Here is a 16,440-nt window from a genome sequence, read left to right on the forward strand (position 1 = left end):
CGTGCAGAATTGACAGGACAGGGCGCGGACTGTTGGATTCCTGCTGATGGTTAGTGGGGAGGAATGTCAGTGGTCGCAAAGGCATGGGACAGCAGCCTGTCGTTACCGGGACTAATCGTTGAAGGCAGGGCCATCGTCGAGGGCATGGTGCGGATGTCCGGTCGACTGGCCGCATCGCAAGGGATCTGCCCGGATTGCGGCACGCCGTCGGGATCGCGCCACAGCACGTACGATCGCACGCTGACAGATTTGCCGATCAGCGGTGCCAGAGTTGAGCTCCGGCTCAAGGTGCGGCGCTTGCGGTGCAACCATGCGCCATGCCCGCGCACGACCTTCAGTGAACCGTTGCCACCAGCGTTCGCCCGCCGATATGGCCGGCGGGTCGGGCGTTGCGAGGCACTGCTGCATGCGGTGGCGGTCGCGCTGGGCGGCAGACCGGGCGCGCGGATGATGGCGCGTCTGGCGGTGCCGTGGTCGCGCGACACGATGTTGCGTGTTCTGCGTCATGGCGATCCGATGGCCGAACCTGCGCCACCCCCGCGGGTCATCGGCATCGATGACTTCGCCTGGCGGCGCGGGCACACCTACGGCACGATCATCGTCGATCTGGAGCGCCGCCAGGTCATCGACCTGCTGCCCGACCGGCAACGCGAGACCGTCGTGGCGTGGCTGCAGGAGAACCCGCAAGTTGCGACCATTTGCCGGGATCGTGGCGCAGGCTATGTCGCCGCGGCAACCGAGGCGGCACCACAGGCGCAACAGGTCGCCGACCGCTGGCATCTCTTCGAAAACGCATCGGCAGCCTTTTTGGCAGCAGTGCGCATGGAAATGCCTGGCTTGCGCCGGATCTTGGCGCCATCCGGGCCGGTCGATCCCGCAACCCTGACCCGTGCCGAACGCCTGCAGTGGGACGGCGCGCAGATCCGTGAGGCACTCAACCGGCAGATCCTGGATCTGGCCAGCCAAGGCACGCCGATCAGGGTCATGGCGCACACCACCGGCGTGTCGCGCCAGACCATCCGCAAAATCCTGCGTGGCCAGCGTCACGATACCTTTCGTAGCCGGGAGAGTTCGCTTGATGCCTGGTCGCTCATACTCGAGGCAGAATGGAGCGCCGGATGCAGGGTGGGCGCAGAGCTGTGGCGGCGACTGAAGGCATCGGGCTTTGCCGGTTCGCTGCGCGTGGTCAGCGAATGGGCCACCCGCCGGCGGCGCGACGAAAAACTCGGCCACGCCGTCGGCGCCGCAATGAGCGCACGCACCATTGCCCGTAGCATGACGACCGAACGCGGCACCGGATCGGCCCAGACGGCGATGATCAACGCTGTGGTCGAGCGGGCCGTGCCCGCGCTGGTCGTGGCACGTGACGTTCTCGACCGTTTCCACGCGATGATGCGCTCGAAGGACGAGGCCCGCCTCGATCCGTGGATCGCCAAGGCCGCCAGCACCAAGCTCGCTGCCTTCGCAGCAGGCGTGGAGGCCGACAAGGATGCCGTGGCCGCTGCCATTTCCAGCCCTTGGTCCAGCGGACAGGTCGAAGGGAACGTCAACCGCCTCAAGTTGATAAAACGGCAAATGTACGGGCGCGCGAAGATCGACCTGCTCAAGGCCAGAGTTATGGCGCCAGCATGACCAGAATTGCACGGAATATGAGTCAGAGCCTAAAAGGGACCCCGGCGACGAGGGGTTCACAATGGCCTTCATGGAAGACATGGGGGGCCTGATCGAGGATGCTGGTCGTGGAGACAGTCGCGAAGATCCGCCGCGCGTATTTCGTTCAGAAGAATCCGATCAAGGCGATCTGCCGGGAGCTTGGGCTTTCACGCAAAGTTGTCCGGAAGGTGATCCGGTCGAACGAGACGGAGTTCCATTACAACCGGGAGAGTTGGTCGGAGCCGAAGATCGCGCCGTGGCTGTCCCCCGTCAGCACCAATGGCACAGATTTGAGGTTGCGATTTAAGGAGGGTTGGGGCTTCGTCGTAGTGACGAAGGAACGAAGATGAAGGCCCAACATTCCTTGCAAAAGTCGCCGGCCAAGGCCCCTGCGGAAGCGGTGGTAAAAGACATTCGTCGCCAGACTCGTCGGCATTTCTCTGCCGAGGACAAGATCCGTATCGTGCTCGACGGCCTGCGCGGCGAAGATAGCATTGCCGAGCTGTGCCGCAAGGAAGGCATTGCCCAGAGCCTGTATTACACCTGGTCCAAGGAGTTCATGGAGGCCGGGAAGCGCCGCCTGGCCGGTGACACTGCCCGTGCCGCAACCACCGGCGAAGTGCAGGACCTGCGCCGTGAAGCCCGTGCCCTGAAGGAATGCGTGGCCGACCTGACACTCGAAAATCGCTTGCTCAAAAAAGCATGATCGCGGATGGGGAGGACGACGCATGAGGTATCCAGCATCCGAAAAGCTCGAGATCATCCGGATCGTCGAGCAATCGCACTTGCCCACCAAGCGCACGCTGGACCAGCTCGGCATTGCCCGCCGGACCTTTTACCGCTGGTATGACCGCTACCTCGACGGCGGCCCCGAGGCGCTGGCAGACCGGCCATCAGCACCAAGCCGCGTGTGGAACCGTATCCCCGATGCGATCCACGATCAGATCATCGAACTGGCTTTGGAACAGTCCGAGCTGTCACCCCGGGAACTGGCGGTGCGCTTTACCGACGAACGGCGCTATTATGTATCGGAAGCAACGGTTTACCGCCTCTTGAAGGCCCACGACCTGATCGCCAGCCCCGCGTTCGTCGTGGTGAAGGCTGCCGACGCCTTCCACACCAAGACCACCCGGCCCAACGAGATGTGGCAGACCGACTTTACCTACTTCAAGATCATCGGCTGGGGCTGGATGTATCTGTCGACCGTGCTCGGCGACTTCAGCCGCTACATCATCGCGTGGAAGCTCTGCACCAACATGCGGGCCGAGGATGTGACCGACACGCTCGACATGGCGTTGCAGGCCTCAGGCTGTGATCAGGCCCGCGTCCTGCACAAGCCCAGGCTGCTCAGCGATAACGGACCAAGTTAACATCGCCGAAGAACTGGCGGAATACATCGAGGCCAACGCGATGAGCCATGTGCGCAGTGCGCCGTGTCACCCCCAAACACAAGGCAAGATCGAGCGCTGGCATCAGACGCTCAAGAACCGCATCCTATTGGAAAACTACTTCCTGCCCGGCGACCTCGAAACTCAGATCGAGGCCTTCGTCGAACACTATAATCACCGCCGATACCACGAAAGCCTCAGCAACGTGACGCCTGCCGACGCCTACTTCGGCAGGGCACAAGCCATCCTCCAACAGCGCGAAAGGATCAAGCAACAAACCATCGAACATCGCCGCTTGCAACACCGCAAGCTCGCCGCATAACATCAACCGACAGACGAGGACTGCACTCCGCTAATTTACGCCGCGAGTTGTGCAGAATGTTCTGACGACGGACAATCATCAGCAACCCTGCGCCGAATAGTGCGGGGTAAATCTGAAACGCGTGGCCCCAAGCGCCGAAGTCATATCCGGCGTTTTCCCGCACGATTACCCCGGAAGCCACGGCGAGTTCGTCGTCGAGAAATTCCAGCGGTCGATCGGAGACGGCGACCAGCAATACGGAACAGCCGGAACGGACGAGATGCTCCATGTAGGGCAGGACGTGCGGCTTAAGCCTGCCGGCCGGCGCATGCGCGACGAGAACGGCAGCGTCGCCGCCAGAAGGGAAAGACATTTCCTTTACGATGACGTGGCGCGCTTCGCCCGATGCCGTAGCCGAATATCCAGCGCCCGACCCTTTGCACAATCTGCCCTCAGCGCGACCATGAAGGACATAATGAACGATCGGATTCATTCCCGATGACACTACATCGGGGTAGGTTGTCAGATAAAAGTGAGTATCAAAGTTCGGACCGGGATTTCGACCTTCTTCGTGCCCATGCCGCATATAATGATAAAATGCGGTATCGCCGGCAGCTGGAACATCCGGATATATTCGCTCATACCAATCCGCGTTGAAGATTCCCGCCTTCTTGTTTTCCTCAGTCATAATTACGCTTTTCAGGCGCTCAATGCGCCTTCTGGTTTTTCTGCGCTCTTGACCCCCGGAGCCAAATATGAATCGCTCAATGTGATTGTAGACGCTCACTTGAGAATATCCCGAATATCTATGCTTTAACGCTGGTTATTAATCAGTGACGAAACCAATCGAGCCCCTAACCAACGTCTTGACATTTTACCGTAATCAGTCACGTCTTCTCCCAAATATCGACTACGACGCACACGGCCATCCACAATAGATATTGGCTTACGTAAATGTAGCCTGCCTAGAACCTCATCTGACATGGCAGGTGTGTAATAAATACAACCTTCAAAATAATAATGAGTGACCTGAGACCAGCGCGTTAAGGCGGGATTGCTTTGATGACAACCGCCGTGCAGCAGGTTTGCGCTCCAAATGAGCGCCTGGCCTTTGCGAGCGAGAAAGACCTCTTCCTGCGAGCCGTACGCCTCCCGCATCGCTCGCCACGCCGGCTCATACGGGTCCTGTGCCGAACGCGGATTGGTTCCAAATCCTCTGCGCCCAACCATCGCGTTTGTCAGGATAGGCCAGCGGTGTGAGCCTGGATAGTAGAATAGCGGGCCCGCATCCCGACTAATGTCTTCCATTGCGAGCCAGACGCCACACATGAAACGCTCAGGCAGACTGGAGAAATGGACCGAGTCTGAATGGCCTTCCTGCTGGGTTCCAACAGGGAAGTTGAGCGTTTGGAACGGAAAAGGTGCGCGGCCGTACAGCTTGCCCAGCAAATCGAGCACGATCTGGTTTGCGGCGATTGCGCGGACATCCTCGTCAAATGTCCAAGCATCCTGGATCCGGCGATCCCCCAGTGACTTATCGGCCGTAGGATCGCTTAAATCGATACCAAACCGAGGCGCCAGACGGTGCTGAATGCGGGCAACGCGGCCATCCAAATCCGGATCTGGAAAGTCGAAAACTGCATAACCCAGCTCGTGCAGATCATGCGCGATCCGACGCTCGTCATCCGTCAGGTCCAACTCGGCGATCAGCCTGTTGAACAACGGGGATTCGACCAGCGGGATACCAGGAAAGAGATTGTCCAAGCGCGTTCGGCTCCCGATTTCGTTGACGTCAATCAACCCTAGCTATCGTCGGATGCGATAGAAATACTGGTCTTTAAGCAGGCGCATCGCACGTTGCCAACCGCCCTGCCCGCGTCGGACTTGATCCAAAATAGCGCGAAAATCGTGGCGAGTCGTTCCACGATCATCGAGATTGCGATAAATTTCCCAAAACACGTCTATCCCCAGCACCGCCGGCATCCGCCAAGCGCCGTGGTAACCAAAACTCGTGGACAAGTCGCCAGCACGCTCGGTGGAGAACAGGTCAGCGACGGTGCGGGAGGCAAATCGCATCCCGCTATTCTCGAGCCAGGGGCGATTGACGCGACCGATCGCAATGTCCTCCGGATGGCAGTGCTTGAAGCCGGGGTCGCGGCACAGTTTCATCAACCGAAGACTGCGCAGCGAGAAGCCGCCATTTCCGACATCGTGCCCATCGGCGAACTGCGGCCAACTCGCGCCGATATAATCATACTCAAGAAACTCTGAACGCCACCGCGTCGCATCCAGCACGTGTCCATCCCATTGGGTAACCAAACAATGCGTCGTCTCGATCTGGTCTACCAGCTCTTCCAACAAGAAGCGGGAATAGGCGCTGGACGTGCCAATCCGGCCGACCGGCACCACAGAAATAGCCAAGCCATCCAACTGGACAGGGGCGTCGGTAAAGAGCTTACACGCGGCAAAATCCACCTGCTCCATACTGGCTTGCAACGATCGGATGGTCGCCTCGACATTGACCGAGCTTGCCGCACATAGCGTTACTTGCGGAAGCGACAGCCGCCGCGAAACGATTCCGCTGCCCACCACGTCAAATCGCAACCATGAACTGCTCGCTCTGTCGGCTCAGTTCGGGATGGTGATAAGGATCGACGACCCGATCGGTCCCGCACAGGAGCTTGAGCGATGCAAGCTCGCGGGCAAACCGGGCAGCGCCGGCGGGATCTCGATCGAATCCGCGGGATGCCGATTCATGATGAACAAGCGTGGCCCGCGGTTCATAGAGCGATTGCCAACCCCACCCATTGAGCCGGATACACAGATCGACATCGTTGAACGCAACCGGGAAATCTGTCTGATTCAACCCGCCGACTGCCAAGAATTTTTCACGCTCCACCACCATGCAGGCGCCTGTCACTGCCGTCACGAATTGCGGCAAGTTGTGGCGATGAAAATAACCCGCATCTTGCGGCCGCAAAAATCGATGCGCATGCGCCGCTGCATCGGCAATACCGATGACGACCCCGGCATGCTGGATCCGGCCATCAGGATAAAGCAGCCGCGCGCCAACCGCGCCCACCTCTGGCCGGAGCGCCTGTATGGCAAGCGTCGTGAGCCAGCCCGGCTCGATCGCTTCGACGTCATTGTTCAGCAGACAGAGCAGGCGCCCCTGTGCCTCCTCCGCAGCCCTGTTGTTAATAGCGGAATAATTGAAGGCGCCGCCATGTCTCAACACCCGGCAGGACCCCGTGAGCGAAGCTAGGTAATCCAACGTCTCCGGGTCGTCGCTGTCATTGTCGACGACGATAATCTCGAGTGCCGGATAGCCCGACGCGAAGACGCCTTCAATGCACGCACGCAAAAGGCCGACGCGATTACGCGTGGGGATAACTACCGACAGCGTCGGCAGCATCGCGCCTGTGGTCAGCGGCGGCAGTGGCAGGCGCGGCATCGGCCGAAAGCGGCGATGATGCAACATTTGTGGAAGGTGTAACGGCACGCCGCTCGATATCATGCCGATAATCAGGCGTGTTTTCCAATCACTACATTCAGCAACGGCTTCAAGGTCCGATCTGTTTGCATGAACCGCACAAGCTCCAGAAACATAATCGAAATGTGCGAAAAGTTCGGCATTCCAATTAGGTTTGAAATGCGGCGCATATCGTTGGCGGCCGTTGTCCAGATCGTCATCGGCATAGATGATGCGAGCATCAGCGCTGCTAATCGCACGACGATAGGCTGCTATTGCGCCTTCACTGATCGTATCACCTGGTTCGATCAGCAGCAGCCATGGGCGACCGCTCCAGTCGATCATGCGGGCAACCTCGGTCAGCGACGGCGTCTCAGCGGAGCCGACCTCATACAGCGTCGCGCCCTGTGCCAATACCGAATGACGCGTTGCGGCGACCAATTCTGCAGCAGTGCCGGGGGGCGCGTTGACCAAGACAATGATAGGCGTCTGGCTATCCGATGGCGCGCTAGCGGGGACCCTAGCCGAGGATCGGCGGTGCCAGAGGCGATAAGCGTTTCGCGACCTGCCAAGCAGCGCTGCAAACAACGCCCTTGATCGAACTCGCTTGCCGAGGATCCGCCACTTCAACGCGACTAAGTAGGCGGACGGATTGTGTAGCAGTGCGTCGATATGAACTGAGGCGACCAATAAAGCCTCGACGGTTATCGCCCGCCAATAGCGCGATCCTTGCTCCTGTTTCACGGTAAATCGGCTATCATTTTTCAGAACGATAACAACACAAATCAAGCAACGATCACAGGGAGGGCTTCGCAACGTGATGTACAAAATCCTTTGGAAGCGGGAAAGCGGATACTGCCAAACGCTGCACGGTTCGTCGCTCGAATCGACGACTTGGCGGGACATCTGGCGACGGCACGCAGCGGCCATTGACGCGCAGGGTCTCCCTATGCGACCAGCACCGTGGAACGCGGGTGTAGCTCAATGGCAGAGCAGAAGCTTCCCAAGCTTACGACGAGGGTTCGATTCCCTTCACCCGCTCCAAGGCGATGAGCCGCAAGCTGTTGACCGAAAGCGGGCTCAGCATTGCCGAGCTGGCGCTGATCCCCGGCTTTGCCAACCAGTCGCACTTCACCGCCGCGTTCAGCAAGGCGATGGACATGCCGCCAGCGCGCTATCGCCAGACATCGACGGCTTAGGGCTGGAGGTGAGGGGTTGGCGGTTCGGGATGCCGCCAGCTCAACCTCCTCCCCCGCCAGGGGGAGGGGGACCAGCGAAGCTGGTGGAGGGGGAGGACGCCGTTGGGTCGCCCGTGCGTCCTCCCCCTCCGTCGCTGGCGCGACACCTCCCCCAGGCGGGGGAGGATGTTGACGCTAACCGCCCATCACGAGCAACTATTGGCCTGCGCCAGCAGCCCGGCTCGATTGCCGCGCAGATCAGCACCGTCGCGCGCCACCGGCTCCGGCCCCTGACCCAGCCCCTGCCACAGCGCGCGGTTGAACGCGGCGGTGTCCAGCTTGTCCTCGGTGCTGAAATCCTGGCCCTTCATCGCCGCCGCCCACCAGCCTGAGCTGCGCAGCGGGCACGACGACAGCGTCGCGGTCTTCGGCGCGAAGCGATCGGCCGGGATCGGCAACTGCGTTGTCTTCAGCACGTCCGCCGCGGTCGCGCGGAACGCCCAACCGCTTTGCGCGGGGTCGAACAAATCGGCCATCGGCACCGCCAGGCCATCGTTGAGCCCCAGCGGCTTCAGCCCGAGCACCGCCTCGATCGTGCGCAGCACGTTGATCGTGGTGTAGCGCGTCGACACCAACGCGCCGTGGCGGACATAAGGCCCGACGACAAAGGCGATGCTGCGCCGCGCATCGACATGGTCGGCGCCATTCTGGGCATCGTCCTCGATCACGAAGACGAGCGTCGAGCCTGCGACCTTGCTGGCCGCGATCCGCTCGATCACCAGGCCGAGCGAATAGTCGTTATCGGCCATTTCGGTCTCGACCGTGTTCACCCCGTCAATCGCCTGCTCGAAGTCGCCGAAGTGATCGTGGCTCAAGCGGAGCAGAGTCAGTGCGGGCACCGTGCCGGCCGCGTCCGCCGCGTCAAACTCCCGCTGCCATTCGAGCACGCGCCAGTAATCGGCAAGCTTCTGGTCGAAGCCGCGGAAATAGGGGTCGCTGCGGCTGGCGAGCAGCTTGTCGCCGGGCGTGTAGATGCGGACATGGTCCTTGAACGGCTCGCGCACCACCGGCACCGCGCCGGGCTTGCCGACATCATAGACCGAGGCATCGGCAAAGCCGTAATTGCGCACGCTGAGCCCTGCGCGGATCGCCGCATCCCACAAAAAGCCCTGGTTGGGCTTGTCATCATCGTCAGGGTCGGGCGCCGTCAGCAGCGCCGGCCCCGGCAGCAAATCGGGATCGGTCGACAGCGCCGGGTTGGTCGCGTGGCGTTCGGCCGGAGTCTGCTGGGTATAAACGAACCGATCGGCTTCTTCCGCTTCATAGCCCAGCCCGCGCTGCGCATAATTCACCGGCGCGGTCTTCTCGAGCAAATCGGTCACGCGCGCCGCGGTCGACCAAGTCCAGCCGGTCGAGGACTGCTCGCCCGAATCGTAGAAATTGTCGAGCGTGACGAACTGCTCGGCGAGGCGGTGGTGGTTGGGCGACAGCGACCGGCCGAGGATCGCCAGATGCGGATCGCCATTGCCCTGCGCCAGATCACCGAGCACCTGATCATAGGTCCGGTTTTCCTTGATGATGAAGACGACGTGGCGGATTTTGGCGCGGATCGCGGCCATTTGGGCATTCGCCGCCGCGCGCTCGGCATCGGCATGCAAGCCGATATTGTTTGCGACCTGCACGCTCAGCTTGGAAAGCCCGGCAGTGCCGGGCAGCGGGAAGCTGAGCAGCCCCGCTTTTTCGAGCTGGAAGATATATTGGTTGGCCGCGCCGCACGCATTAGGCTGGCCACGATAGATCGCCAGCCGGGGCGCGCAGCCCTGCGGATTGGCGCCGGGGGGCGATTTGCGGTTGACGACGAAGAGTCGCTTGCCGGTCGCATCGGTCGCAACCGCGCTCGGATACCAGCCGGTCGGAATCACCGCTGACACGGTGGCGCCACCGGCAGACGGCGCGACGAGCGCGACCGCATTGATGCCGCCCAGCGTAACGAGCAGCCTTTTGTCGGGCAGTTGCGCCAGGCCATTGGGATTGAGCCCCTTGCCGAGCTTCGTATGCTCGCCAAGCGCCTCAGGCAGCGTCAGCCGCGGCTCGGCGGCGAGGCGTCCCGCGCTGGTGTCGATGATCGCCAGGCGATCGGCATTGTCCTCGGTGGCGAACAGGCGATGCGCGGCGGCATCGGCCAACAGCGCGGTCGGCTCGCCAATGGTCGCGATGCGCGCGGCGACGCCGATCTTGTCCACGCCCACCGAAAGCGCGACCACTTGCCGGTCGCGCGGCGCCGATACCCAGGCGCGGGTCGCGCTGGTCCACAGGATCGACAGCGGGTTCTCGCCGCCCGCGACGCCCGACTTGGCGGGGTCGATCTTGCCGGGCCGCAGGTCCTGCTCGACGATCACCGTGCCCTTGGCGAGATCGATCAGGCTGACCGAGTCGTTGTAATAATTGGCGACCAGCGCGCGCGTGCTATCGGGGCTCACCGCGACGCCCGCTGCCTGCGGTGCAACCTCCGCCCCCAGCCCCGCCTTGTGGCCAAGCTTGACGACCGCGCTTTCGGCGAAGCCGCTCGCGCCGCGTGCATAGACATGGACGCTGTCGTCGACCCCGCCGCCGACGATGAAGCCGCTGCCATCGGGCTTCCAGGCGATGCCGCTATAGCTGTTGGGCAAGGTCAGCGACTGGACGAGGTGGCCGCCCGTCGCATCGATCGCGTAGCGGAAGATATATTGCCCCGATTGCGCGAACACGAGCTTGCCGTCAGGGCCGTTGAAGCGGTTGAAGCCGCTGGTCAGCACCAGCATCTCGTGCTTGTCGGGGCTGACCGCGATCGCTGCCGCGCCATCGGCGACATAGTTGGGAAACGGTCCGGTATGCGCGACCAGCGGCTCGAATTTGGCGCCCGGCGCGGCGAGTGGCGTAATCACCTGGCCCGTGGGCAACGCATCCTGCGCGATGATCGGGGTAGCTGCGCCCGCTGAAACCAAAACTGCGGCACCGGCAAGAAATCGACGCAAGCTGGCCATGTTTTTCCCCTCAATTGCCGCCATTTTCGCGGTCCCTACGTCGACAATATGGCAGTTACGCGCACCAGCAAAGGCCTTGGCGCGACCCCGCCCCCTGCCAAATCGTAACGCGGACGGGCAATGGCACGAATAGACAGTCATGAACGCGCCCCGCCCCTTCTGCTTCCGCCTCGCCCCGGCGACCCTGGCGCCCGTCGCCATCGCCGTGCCGCGCCTGGGCGATGCGCAAGCCGAGGCGCTGGCGGTGCTGGTGCCGCTGCTCGGCTGTGGCGAGGAAGCCGCCGCGCTCGCCTTTGACGGGCTGGCCGACGCCGCCGACGACGATCTCGCCGCCCCCGCCCTCGCGCTGATTGCCGACGAGGAGCGGGTCCACGAACAGCTGCTATCCGCGCTTGCCGCCGCGCTGCCGCCGACCGACCGCCAGCCGCAACTGATGCGAGCGGCGCGACGCTTTCACATCGATCTTGGCCGGGGCAGCGGCGCGGAGCATCTCGCGCGGATCGCCGGCATCGATGCCGCGGTCTGCACGATCCTCAGCCGCATGCTCCGCCCCGACGCCGCGATCGGTGCCGACCCGGTGACGCGCGCGCTGTTCGGCCGCATCCACCGCGACGAAGCGCGCCATGTCCGCGTCTCCCGCACGCTAGCGCGGTCGCTCGGCAGTGCGCGCGCCAATGCCGATGTCGCCGCCGGTGCGCGAGAAGCGTTGGCCGGGGTGCTTGGCCTCGCCGGCGCAGCATTCGACACGCTCGGCGTCGACCCTGATGCGCTGCTCCGCGATATTGGTCGCCTGCCTGACGGGTTGTTCGCGGCATGAGCGCGCCGTGGACCAGCACCCGGACGCTCGCGGTGCTCGGCACCGGCGCGGCATTGCCCGGCGAGGCGATCTCGACCGAAGCGCTCGTCGATCGGATTACCACGCGCTTCGGCTTCCGCCAGGCGCGCACCGCGCTGGCGGTTGCCCAGCGCATGGGAATTAAGCAGCGCCACATCTCCCGCGCGTTCGATGCCGCGCGTGAGACAGCGCTGTCCGGTCAGAGCAACCCCGCGCTTGCCGCCGACGCCGTGCGTGCGGCGCTTGCAGCAGCGGGGCTATCGATCGGCGATGTCGGCTATCTGATCGGCCACACGACGACGCCGCACCGGCTGCTGCCGGGCAATATCGCCGACGTCGCTGACCTGCTTGGCTATGGCGGCCCGCACATCGAGCTGCGCCAGGCGTGCACCGGCTTTGCCAATGCGCTGATGGTCGCGACCGGGCTGATCGCCACTGCGCCCGGCCGACCGGTGGTGATCGTCGGCTCCGAAACCGGATCGCTGTTCTTTGACCCCAGCGCGCTCGGCCAGGACCCCGGCCAGATCGTCAACCTCGTGCAGATGGGCGACGGCGCCGGCGCGATCGTGCTGGCGGGCACAACGGCAGCGCGACGGGGCGGCACGATCGACAGCGCATGGTTCGGCTCGATCGGGCTCGACCGCGCGCCCGGCATCAGCCTGGAGCAGGGCGCGCGCCACTTCGACCATGATTACGCACCGATCCGCGCAACTGGGCACCGATTGTTCGAGGCTGGCACCGAAACCGCCGCCGCGCTCGGTCACGACATCAACGGCGCCGACTGGATCATCCCGCATCAGGTCAGCGGCCGCATCGGCGAGCAGGTGGCAGCGCATCTCGGCTTCCCCGCCGCCCGCGCGTTCGTCAATGCCGATCAGCTCGGCAATACCGGATCTGCGGCGATCTGGCTGGCGCTGCACGCGCTGCGGGAGACCACGATCCGCACCGGCGAGCGTGCGCTGGTGCTGGGCGCGGAAGCATCGAAGCACATGTTCGGGGGGCTCGCCTATGTCCATGGCTGATCCGCTCGTCGCGGTCAGTGGCCTCGCCAAAAGCTATGCCGGCCGCGCCGTGGTCGCCGGCGTGACAATGACGGTCAATGCCGGCGAAATCGTCGGGCTGGTCGGCGCCAATGGCGGCGGCAAGACAACAACGCTCAGGATGATCGCCGGCCTGCTCCGCGCCGATGCCGGCAGCGGCACCGTGCTTGGCCAGCCAATCGGCACGGCGGATACGCAGCAACGCCGCCAGATCGGCTATATGGGCCAGAAGATCGCGCTTTACCCCGACCTGACCGTGATCGAGACCTTGCGCTTCCACGCCGCCGTCCACGGCCTCGCCCGTCCGGGCCAGGCGATCGACGGCGCGCTTGATCGCTACGGCATCGGCCGCGTCGCGCGACAACGCTGCGGCACGCTGTCAGGCGGCTGGGCGCGGCGGGTGCAATTCGCCGCGACCGCGCTCGCCGAGCCGCGCTTGCTGCTGCTCGACGAACCCACCGCCGGGCTCGACGTCGCGACGCGCCGCGACATCTGGCGCTGGATGGAGGAGTTCGCGCGCGCTGGCCATGGCGTCGTCATCAGCACGCACGACCTGAGCGAAGCCGAGCATTGCCCGTCGATCCTGCTCTATCACGGCGGCACCGCCCGCGCGCAGGCAACCCCCCGCGCGATTGCCGAGGCGGAAGGCGCGGTGTCGCTGGAAGCGGCCGTGCTCAGCATCGCCGATCGGGCAGCGGCGTGATGGGCGCGGGGCGTCGGATTGCGGCGGTCGCGTGGATCGAGCTTGTCCGCCTGACGCGCACGCGCATCGCGTTGACGCTGCTCCTCCTGGTGCCGGCGATGCAGGTGCTGCTGTTCGGCTATGCGATCCGCCCGGCCGCCGCGACGCTGACGGTGGCCATCGCGGCAGAGGCGCCCGCCGACGCGCGCACGCTGATCGATGCGCTCGGCAAAAGGGGTGATATCGTGCTGGTCGGCGGCGCGCGGCGCTCGGGCGAGGCGGAAGCAGCGGTCCGCCGGGGCGAGGCGCTGATCGGTGTCGAGCTGTACGAACAACCCTCCTTCGCCAACCCGACCGCGCATCCACGGGCGGCACGAATCGTGATCGACGCGAGCAACGCCACCCTGGTCGCCGCCGCCGTGCCGACGATCGAGAGCGCGTATTGGCAATCGCTCGCGCAACGCAACGATGTCGCCGATACCGGCCCCGGCTACAAGATTGAGCGGTTCTACAACGCCGATGCCCGCGCCGACTGGACTTTCCTCCCCGCGCTGATTGGGGTGACGGTGATGATCGCGATGATCATGCTCGGCACGCTCAGCCTGGCGCGCGAGCGCGAGGGCGGGACGTGGGAAGCACTGCTCGCCCTCCCCATCGCACCCGCCGAAGCACTGGCGGGCAAGCTGTTGCCTTATGTCGTCATCGGCACGCTGCAAGGCGCGCTGGTGTTGACGGCAGGCGTGTGGCTGTTCGACTTGCCGGCGCGCGGCGCCGTCGGCGCGCTCATCGCGCTGCTGCCGCTGTTCGCCGCCGCGCATCTGGTGCTCGGCTATGCGATTTCCGCCCGCGCCGCGACGCAGCTGGCCGCCCTGCAGGGCGCGGTGGCGTTTTATCTGCCGGCGATGCTGCTCTCGGGCTTCCTCTACCCGTTCGAGACGCTACCTGGCTGGGCGCAGGCGCTGGGCGACATTTTTCCGCTTACCCATTTCATTCAGGCGGCGCGGGGGGTGCTGCTGAAGGGCGATGATGCGCTGACCGTGTTTAGCCATGCGGGCCCGATCGCGCTGTTTTTGGCGGGAGCGCTGGCGCTGGCATTGGCGGCGCAAGCCAAGCGGCTGGACTGATGAATTCCTCTCCCGCCTGCGGGAGTTCGAGGTAAACAGTGCCCCGCACTGTTTAGGTCATGCCGGGGGCATGACCGACCCCGAACTCCCCTGCAAGCAGGAGCGAGGGGATTGAACCAAGATCGTTTGGACCGACCCTGTAACCTCTCCCCCTCCCCCCACGAATACCCAGCCATCGGACGCGTGACGCAATCGGGCGGCACCGCCGCACCGCAGGAGTTTGCCATGTCGCTCATCCGTTTCCTCGCCCCCGCCCTCGCCGTCACGACGATCGCCGCCGCCACCCCGGCGTCGGCCGCGGAAGTCCAGAAGTTCGATCGCGCCGCCTTCACCGCCGCCAAGGCCGCCGGCAAGCCGGTGCTCGTCGATGTGAAGGCGTGGTGGTGCCCGGTGTGCGGCTCGCAGAACCGCACGATCAAGGCCGCCGTCACCGGCAATCCGGCCTATGACAAGCTCGTCATTTTCGAGATCAATTACGACACCCAAAAGGCCGAGTGGCAAGCGCTCGGCGTCCACAAGCAAGGCACGCTGATCGGCTACAAGGGCAACAGCGAAGTCGGCCGCGTCGAGTTCAAGACCGACAAGGCCGTGATCAACGGCCTGCTCCAGACCGTGGCGAAATAACATGGCCGGCGAGACACTGAGTCCCGCGCTGGCCTTTGCGGCAGGCGCGCTCACCATTCTTTCCCCGTGCGTGCTGCCGCTGGTGCCGATCGTGCTGGGAAGTGCGGCGCAACGCCATCGGCTCGGGCCGCTGGCGCTGGCGACGGGCTTGGTCGTCTCGTTCACCGGGGTCGGTTTCGCGCTGGCGACAGTCGGCGCGGCGAGCGGCTTCGATGGCGACTGGGTCCGCGATTTCGGCGCCGCGCTGCTGCTCGCCGCCGGCATCGCCCTTCTCATTCCCAAGCTGCAATATTGGCTGCAATCGGTCGCCGCGCCGCTCGCCGCCTGGGCATCGAAGCGGCAGGACGGGCTGGAGCGATTCGGCCTGGCCGGCCAGTTCGGCATCGGCGTGCTGCTTGGCCTCGTGTGGAGCCCGTGCGTCGGCCCGACGCTCGGCGCCGCAACGGTGCTGGCGGCGCAAGGCAAGAATCTGGGCGCGGTTGCGCTGACGATGGCCGCGTTCGGTCTTGGCATCGCGACGGTGCTGATGGTGCTGGCGACCGCGACTCGGTCGCTGCTCCAGCGCTGGCGCGGGCGGCTGATGTCGGCCGGCTCGGGCGGCAAGCGCGTGCTCGGCACCCTGCTCGCGCTGGTCGGCGTGCTGATCATCACCGGCGGCGACCATTATGTCGAAGGCGTGCTCGTCAGCATCACGCCGGATTGGCTCGCGGACCTGACAACCTCGATCTGACAAAGGATTAACCTACATAAAGGCGTTGCGTGGGTTCAAAGGCCCGCATAGGCTGACAATCACCATGCAGCAGCGCCAAATTTCCCGCCCCATCGCTGCCGTCGCGCTTGTCGCGGCGGCAGTGCCCGTTCACGCTCAGGCCGTTGGCTATGATCCGGCTGGATCCGGCCCGATCATCGGCGCGATCCACTGGATCCAGGGGACGCTGCTCGGCACCGTCGCCACGGTGGCGGCCGTCATCGCGGTGGCGGTGGTCGGCTTCATGATGCTCACCGGCCGGATCAATTGGCGCTATGGCGTAACCGTTATCATCGGCTGCTTCGTGCTGTTCGGCGCGGCGAGCATCGTCGCCGGCATTCAGGCAGCGGCAACCGGGGGCTGATCGCCGGG

At 64.1% G+C, this 16,440-nt stretch carries 14 protein-coding genes, 1 tRNA gene and 2 pseudogenes; 12 read left to right on the plus strand and 5 right to left on the minus strand.

The genetic code is table 11. The features are described from left to right. Window positions 1–69 precede the first annotated feature (69 nt). From ACLB0R_RS11970 to ACLB0R_RS11980, 3 genes and pseudogenes are all read left to right on the plus strand, one after another. Window positions 70–1,632, plus strand: a complete 1,563-nt coding sequence (locus ACLB0R_RS11970; protein WP_416642936.1) for an ISL3 family transposase — start codon at window positions 70–72, stop codon at window positions 1,630–1,632. A gap of 98 nt (window positions 1,633–1,730) precedes the next feature. After that, window positions 1,731–1,913: pseudogene (locus tag ACLB0R_RS11975) on the plus strand (IS21 family transposase); the annotation flags it as partial. A gap of 86 nt (window positions 1,914–1,999) precedes the next feature. Continuing rightward, window positions 2,000–3,363: pseudogene (locus ACLB0R_RS11980) on the plus strand (IS3 family transposase). On the opposite strand, the gene ACLB0R_RS11985 reads toward ACLB0R_RS11980, so the two are convergent. From ACLB0R_RS11985 to ACLB0R_RS12000, 4 genes are read right to left on the minus strand one after another with little or no spacing between them, the layout of a single operon-like run. Continuing rightward, entirely contained in the window at window positions 3,308–4,129 is an 822-nt protein-coding gene (locus ACLB0R_RS11985) for a hypothetical protein (RefSeq protein WP_416643465.1), read from the minus strand. The pseudogene ACLB0R_RS11980 and the gene ACLB0R_RS11985 overlap by 56 nt on opposite strands. 26 nt (window positions 4,130–4,155) lie before the next feature. Continuing rightward, complete coding sequence (locus tag ACLB0R_RS11990; protein ID WP_416643464.1) at window positions 4,156–5,106, minus strand: phytanoyl-CoA dioxygenase family protein; 951 nt, start codon at window positions 5,104–5,106, stop codon at window positions 4,156–4,158. 42 nt (window positions 5,107–5,148) lie between these two features. Then, a complete protein-coding gene (locus tag ACLB0R_RS11995) occupies window positions 5,149–5,946 on the minus strand; it encodes a DUF5672 family protein (RefSeq protein ID WP_416643463.1) in 798 nt (265 codons plus the stop codon). Then, on the minus strand, window positions 5,936–7,288 hold the full coding sequence (locus tag ACLB0R_RS12000) for a glycosyltransferase family 2 protein (protein ID WP_434953848.1): 1,353 nt from the start codon (window positions 7,286–7,288) through the stop codon (window positions 5,936–5,938). Before ACLB0R_RS12000 ends, ACLB0R_RS11995 begins: the two co-directional genes overlap by 11 nt. Before the next feature lie 496 nt (window positions 7,289–7,784). On the opposite strand from ACLB0R_RS12000, the gene ACLB0R_RS12005 reads away from it, so the two are divergent. Together ACLB0R_RS12005 and ACLB0R_RS12010 are read left to right on the plus strand one after the other, a co-directional pair. After that, a tRNA-Gly gene (locus ACLB0R_RS12005) sits at window positions 7,785–7,858 on the plus strand. A gap of 5 nt (window positions 7,859–7,863) precedes the next feature. Continuing rightward, entirely contained in the window at window positions 7,864–8,013 is a 150-nt protein-coding gene (locus ACLB0R_RS12010; protein ID WP_416643461.1) for a helix-turn-helix domain-containing protein, read from the plus strand. Between the two features lie 185 nt (window positions 8,014–8,198). On the opposite strand, the gene ACLB0R_RS12015 is transcribed toward ACLB0R_RS12010, so the two are convergent. Next, window positions 8,199–11,015 (minus strand): bifunctional YncE family protein/alkaline phosphatase family protein, encoded by a 2,817-nt coding sequence (locus ACLB0R_RS12015; RefSeq protein WP_416643460.1) that lies wholly within the window; start codon window positions 11,013–11,015, stop codon window positions 8,199–8,201. 139 nt (window positions 11,016–11,154) lie between these two features. Here ACLB0R_RS12015 and ACLB0R_RS12020 point away from each other — a divergent pair, with 139 nt between their 5' ends. The 7 genes from ACLB0R_RS12020 (at window position 11,155) to ACLB0R_RS12050 (ending at window position 16,432) form a co-directional block, all read left to right on the plus strand. Next, window positions 11,155–11,832, plus strand: coding sequence for a 3-oxoacyl-ACP synthase (locus ACLB0R_RS12020; protein ID WP_416643459.1), 678 nt, complete (start codon window positions 11,155–11,157; stop codon window positions 11,830–11,832). Continuing rightward, window positions 11,829–12,872, plus strand: a complete 1,044-nt coding sequence (locus tag ACLB0R_RS12025) for a 3-oxoacyl-ACP synthase III family protein (RefSeq protein ID WP_416643458.1) — start codon at window positions 11,829–11,831, stop codon at window positions 12,870–12,872. The genes ACLB0R_RS12020 and ACLB0R_RS12025 overlap by 4 nt, the downstream gene beginning before the upstream one ends. After that, window positions 12,865–13,593 carry an ABC transporter ATP-binding protein gene (locus ACLB0R_RS12030; protein ID WP_434953849.1) on the plus strand — a complete coding sequence of 243 codons (729 nt, stop codon included), beginning with the start codon at window positions 12,865–12,867 and terminating at the stop codon, window positions 13,591–13,593. Before ACLB0R_RS12025 ends, ACLB0R_RS12030 begins: the two co-directional genes overlap by 8 nt. Further along, window positions 13,593–14,696 carry an ABC transporter permease gene (locus tag ACLB0R_RS12035; protein ID WP_416643456.1) on the plus strand — a complete coding sequence of 368 codons (1,104 nt, stop codon included), beginning with the start codon at window positions 13,593–13,595 and terminating at the stop codon, window positions 14,694–14,696. The genes ACLB0R_RS12030 and ACLB0R_RS12035 overlap by 1 nt, the downstream gene beginning before the upstream one ends. 225 nt (window positions 14,697–14,921) lie before the next feature. Continuing rightward, window positions 14,922–15,320, plus strand: a complete 399-nt coding sequence (locus tag ACLB0R_RS12040; RefSeq protein WP_416643455.1) for a thioredoxin family protein — start codon at window positions 14,922–14,924, stop codon at window positions 15,318–15,320. A gap of 1 nt (window position 15,321) precedes the next feature. Then, window positions 15,322–16,050 carry a cytochrome c biogenesis CcdA family protein gene (locus ACLB0R_RS12045; protein ID WP_416643454.1) on the plus strand — a complete coding sequence of 243 codons (729 nt, stop codon included), beginning with the start codon at window positions 15,322–15,324 and terminating at the stop codon, window positions 16,048–16,050. Window positions 16,051–16,114: 64 nt separating this feature from the next. Further along, window positions 16,115–16,432: a TrbC/VirB2 family protein gene (locus ACLB0R_RS12050; RefSeq protein ID WP_416643453.1), complete on the plus strand. Its 318-nt coding sequence runs from the start codon at window positions 16,115–16,117 to the stop codon at window positions 16,430–16,432. Window positions 16,433–16,440 lie beyond the last annotated feature (8 nt).

Source organism: Sphingomonas sp. GlSt437 (genome assembly GCF_048015635.2).
Lineage (GTDB): Bacteria > Pseudomonadota > Alphaproteobacteria > Sphingomonadales > Sphingomonadaceae > Sphingomonas.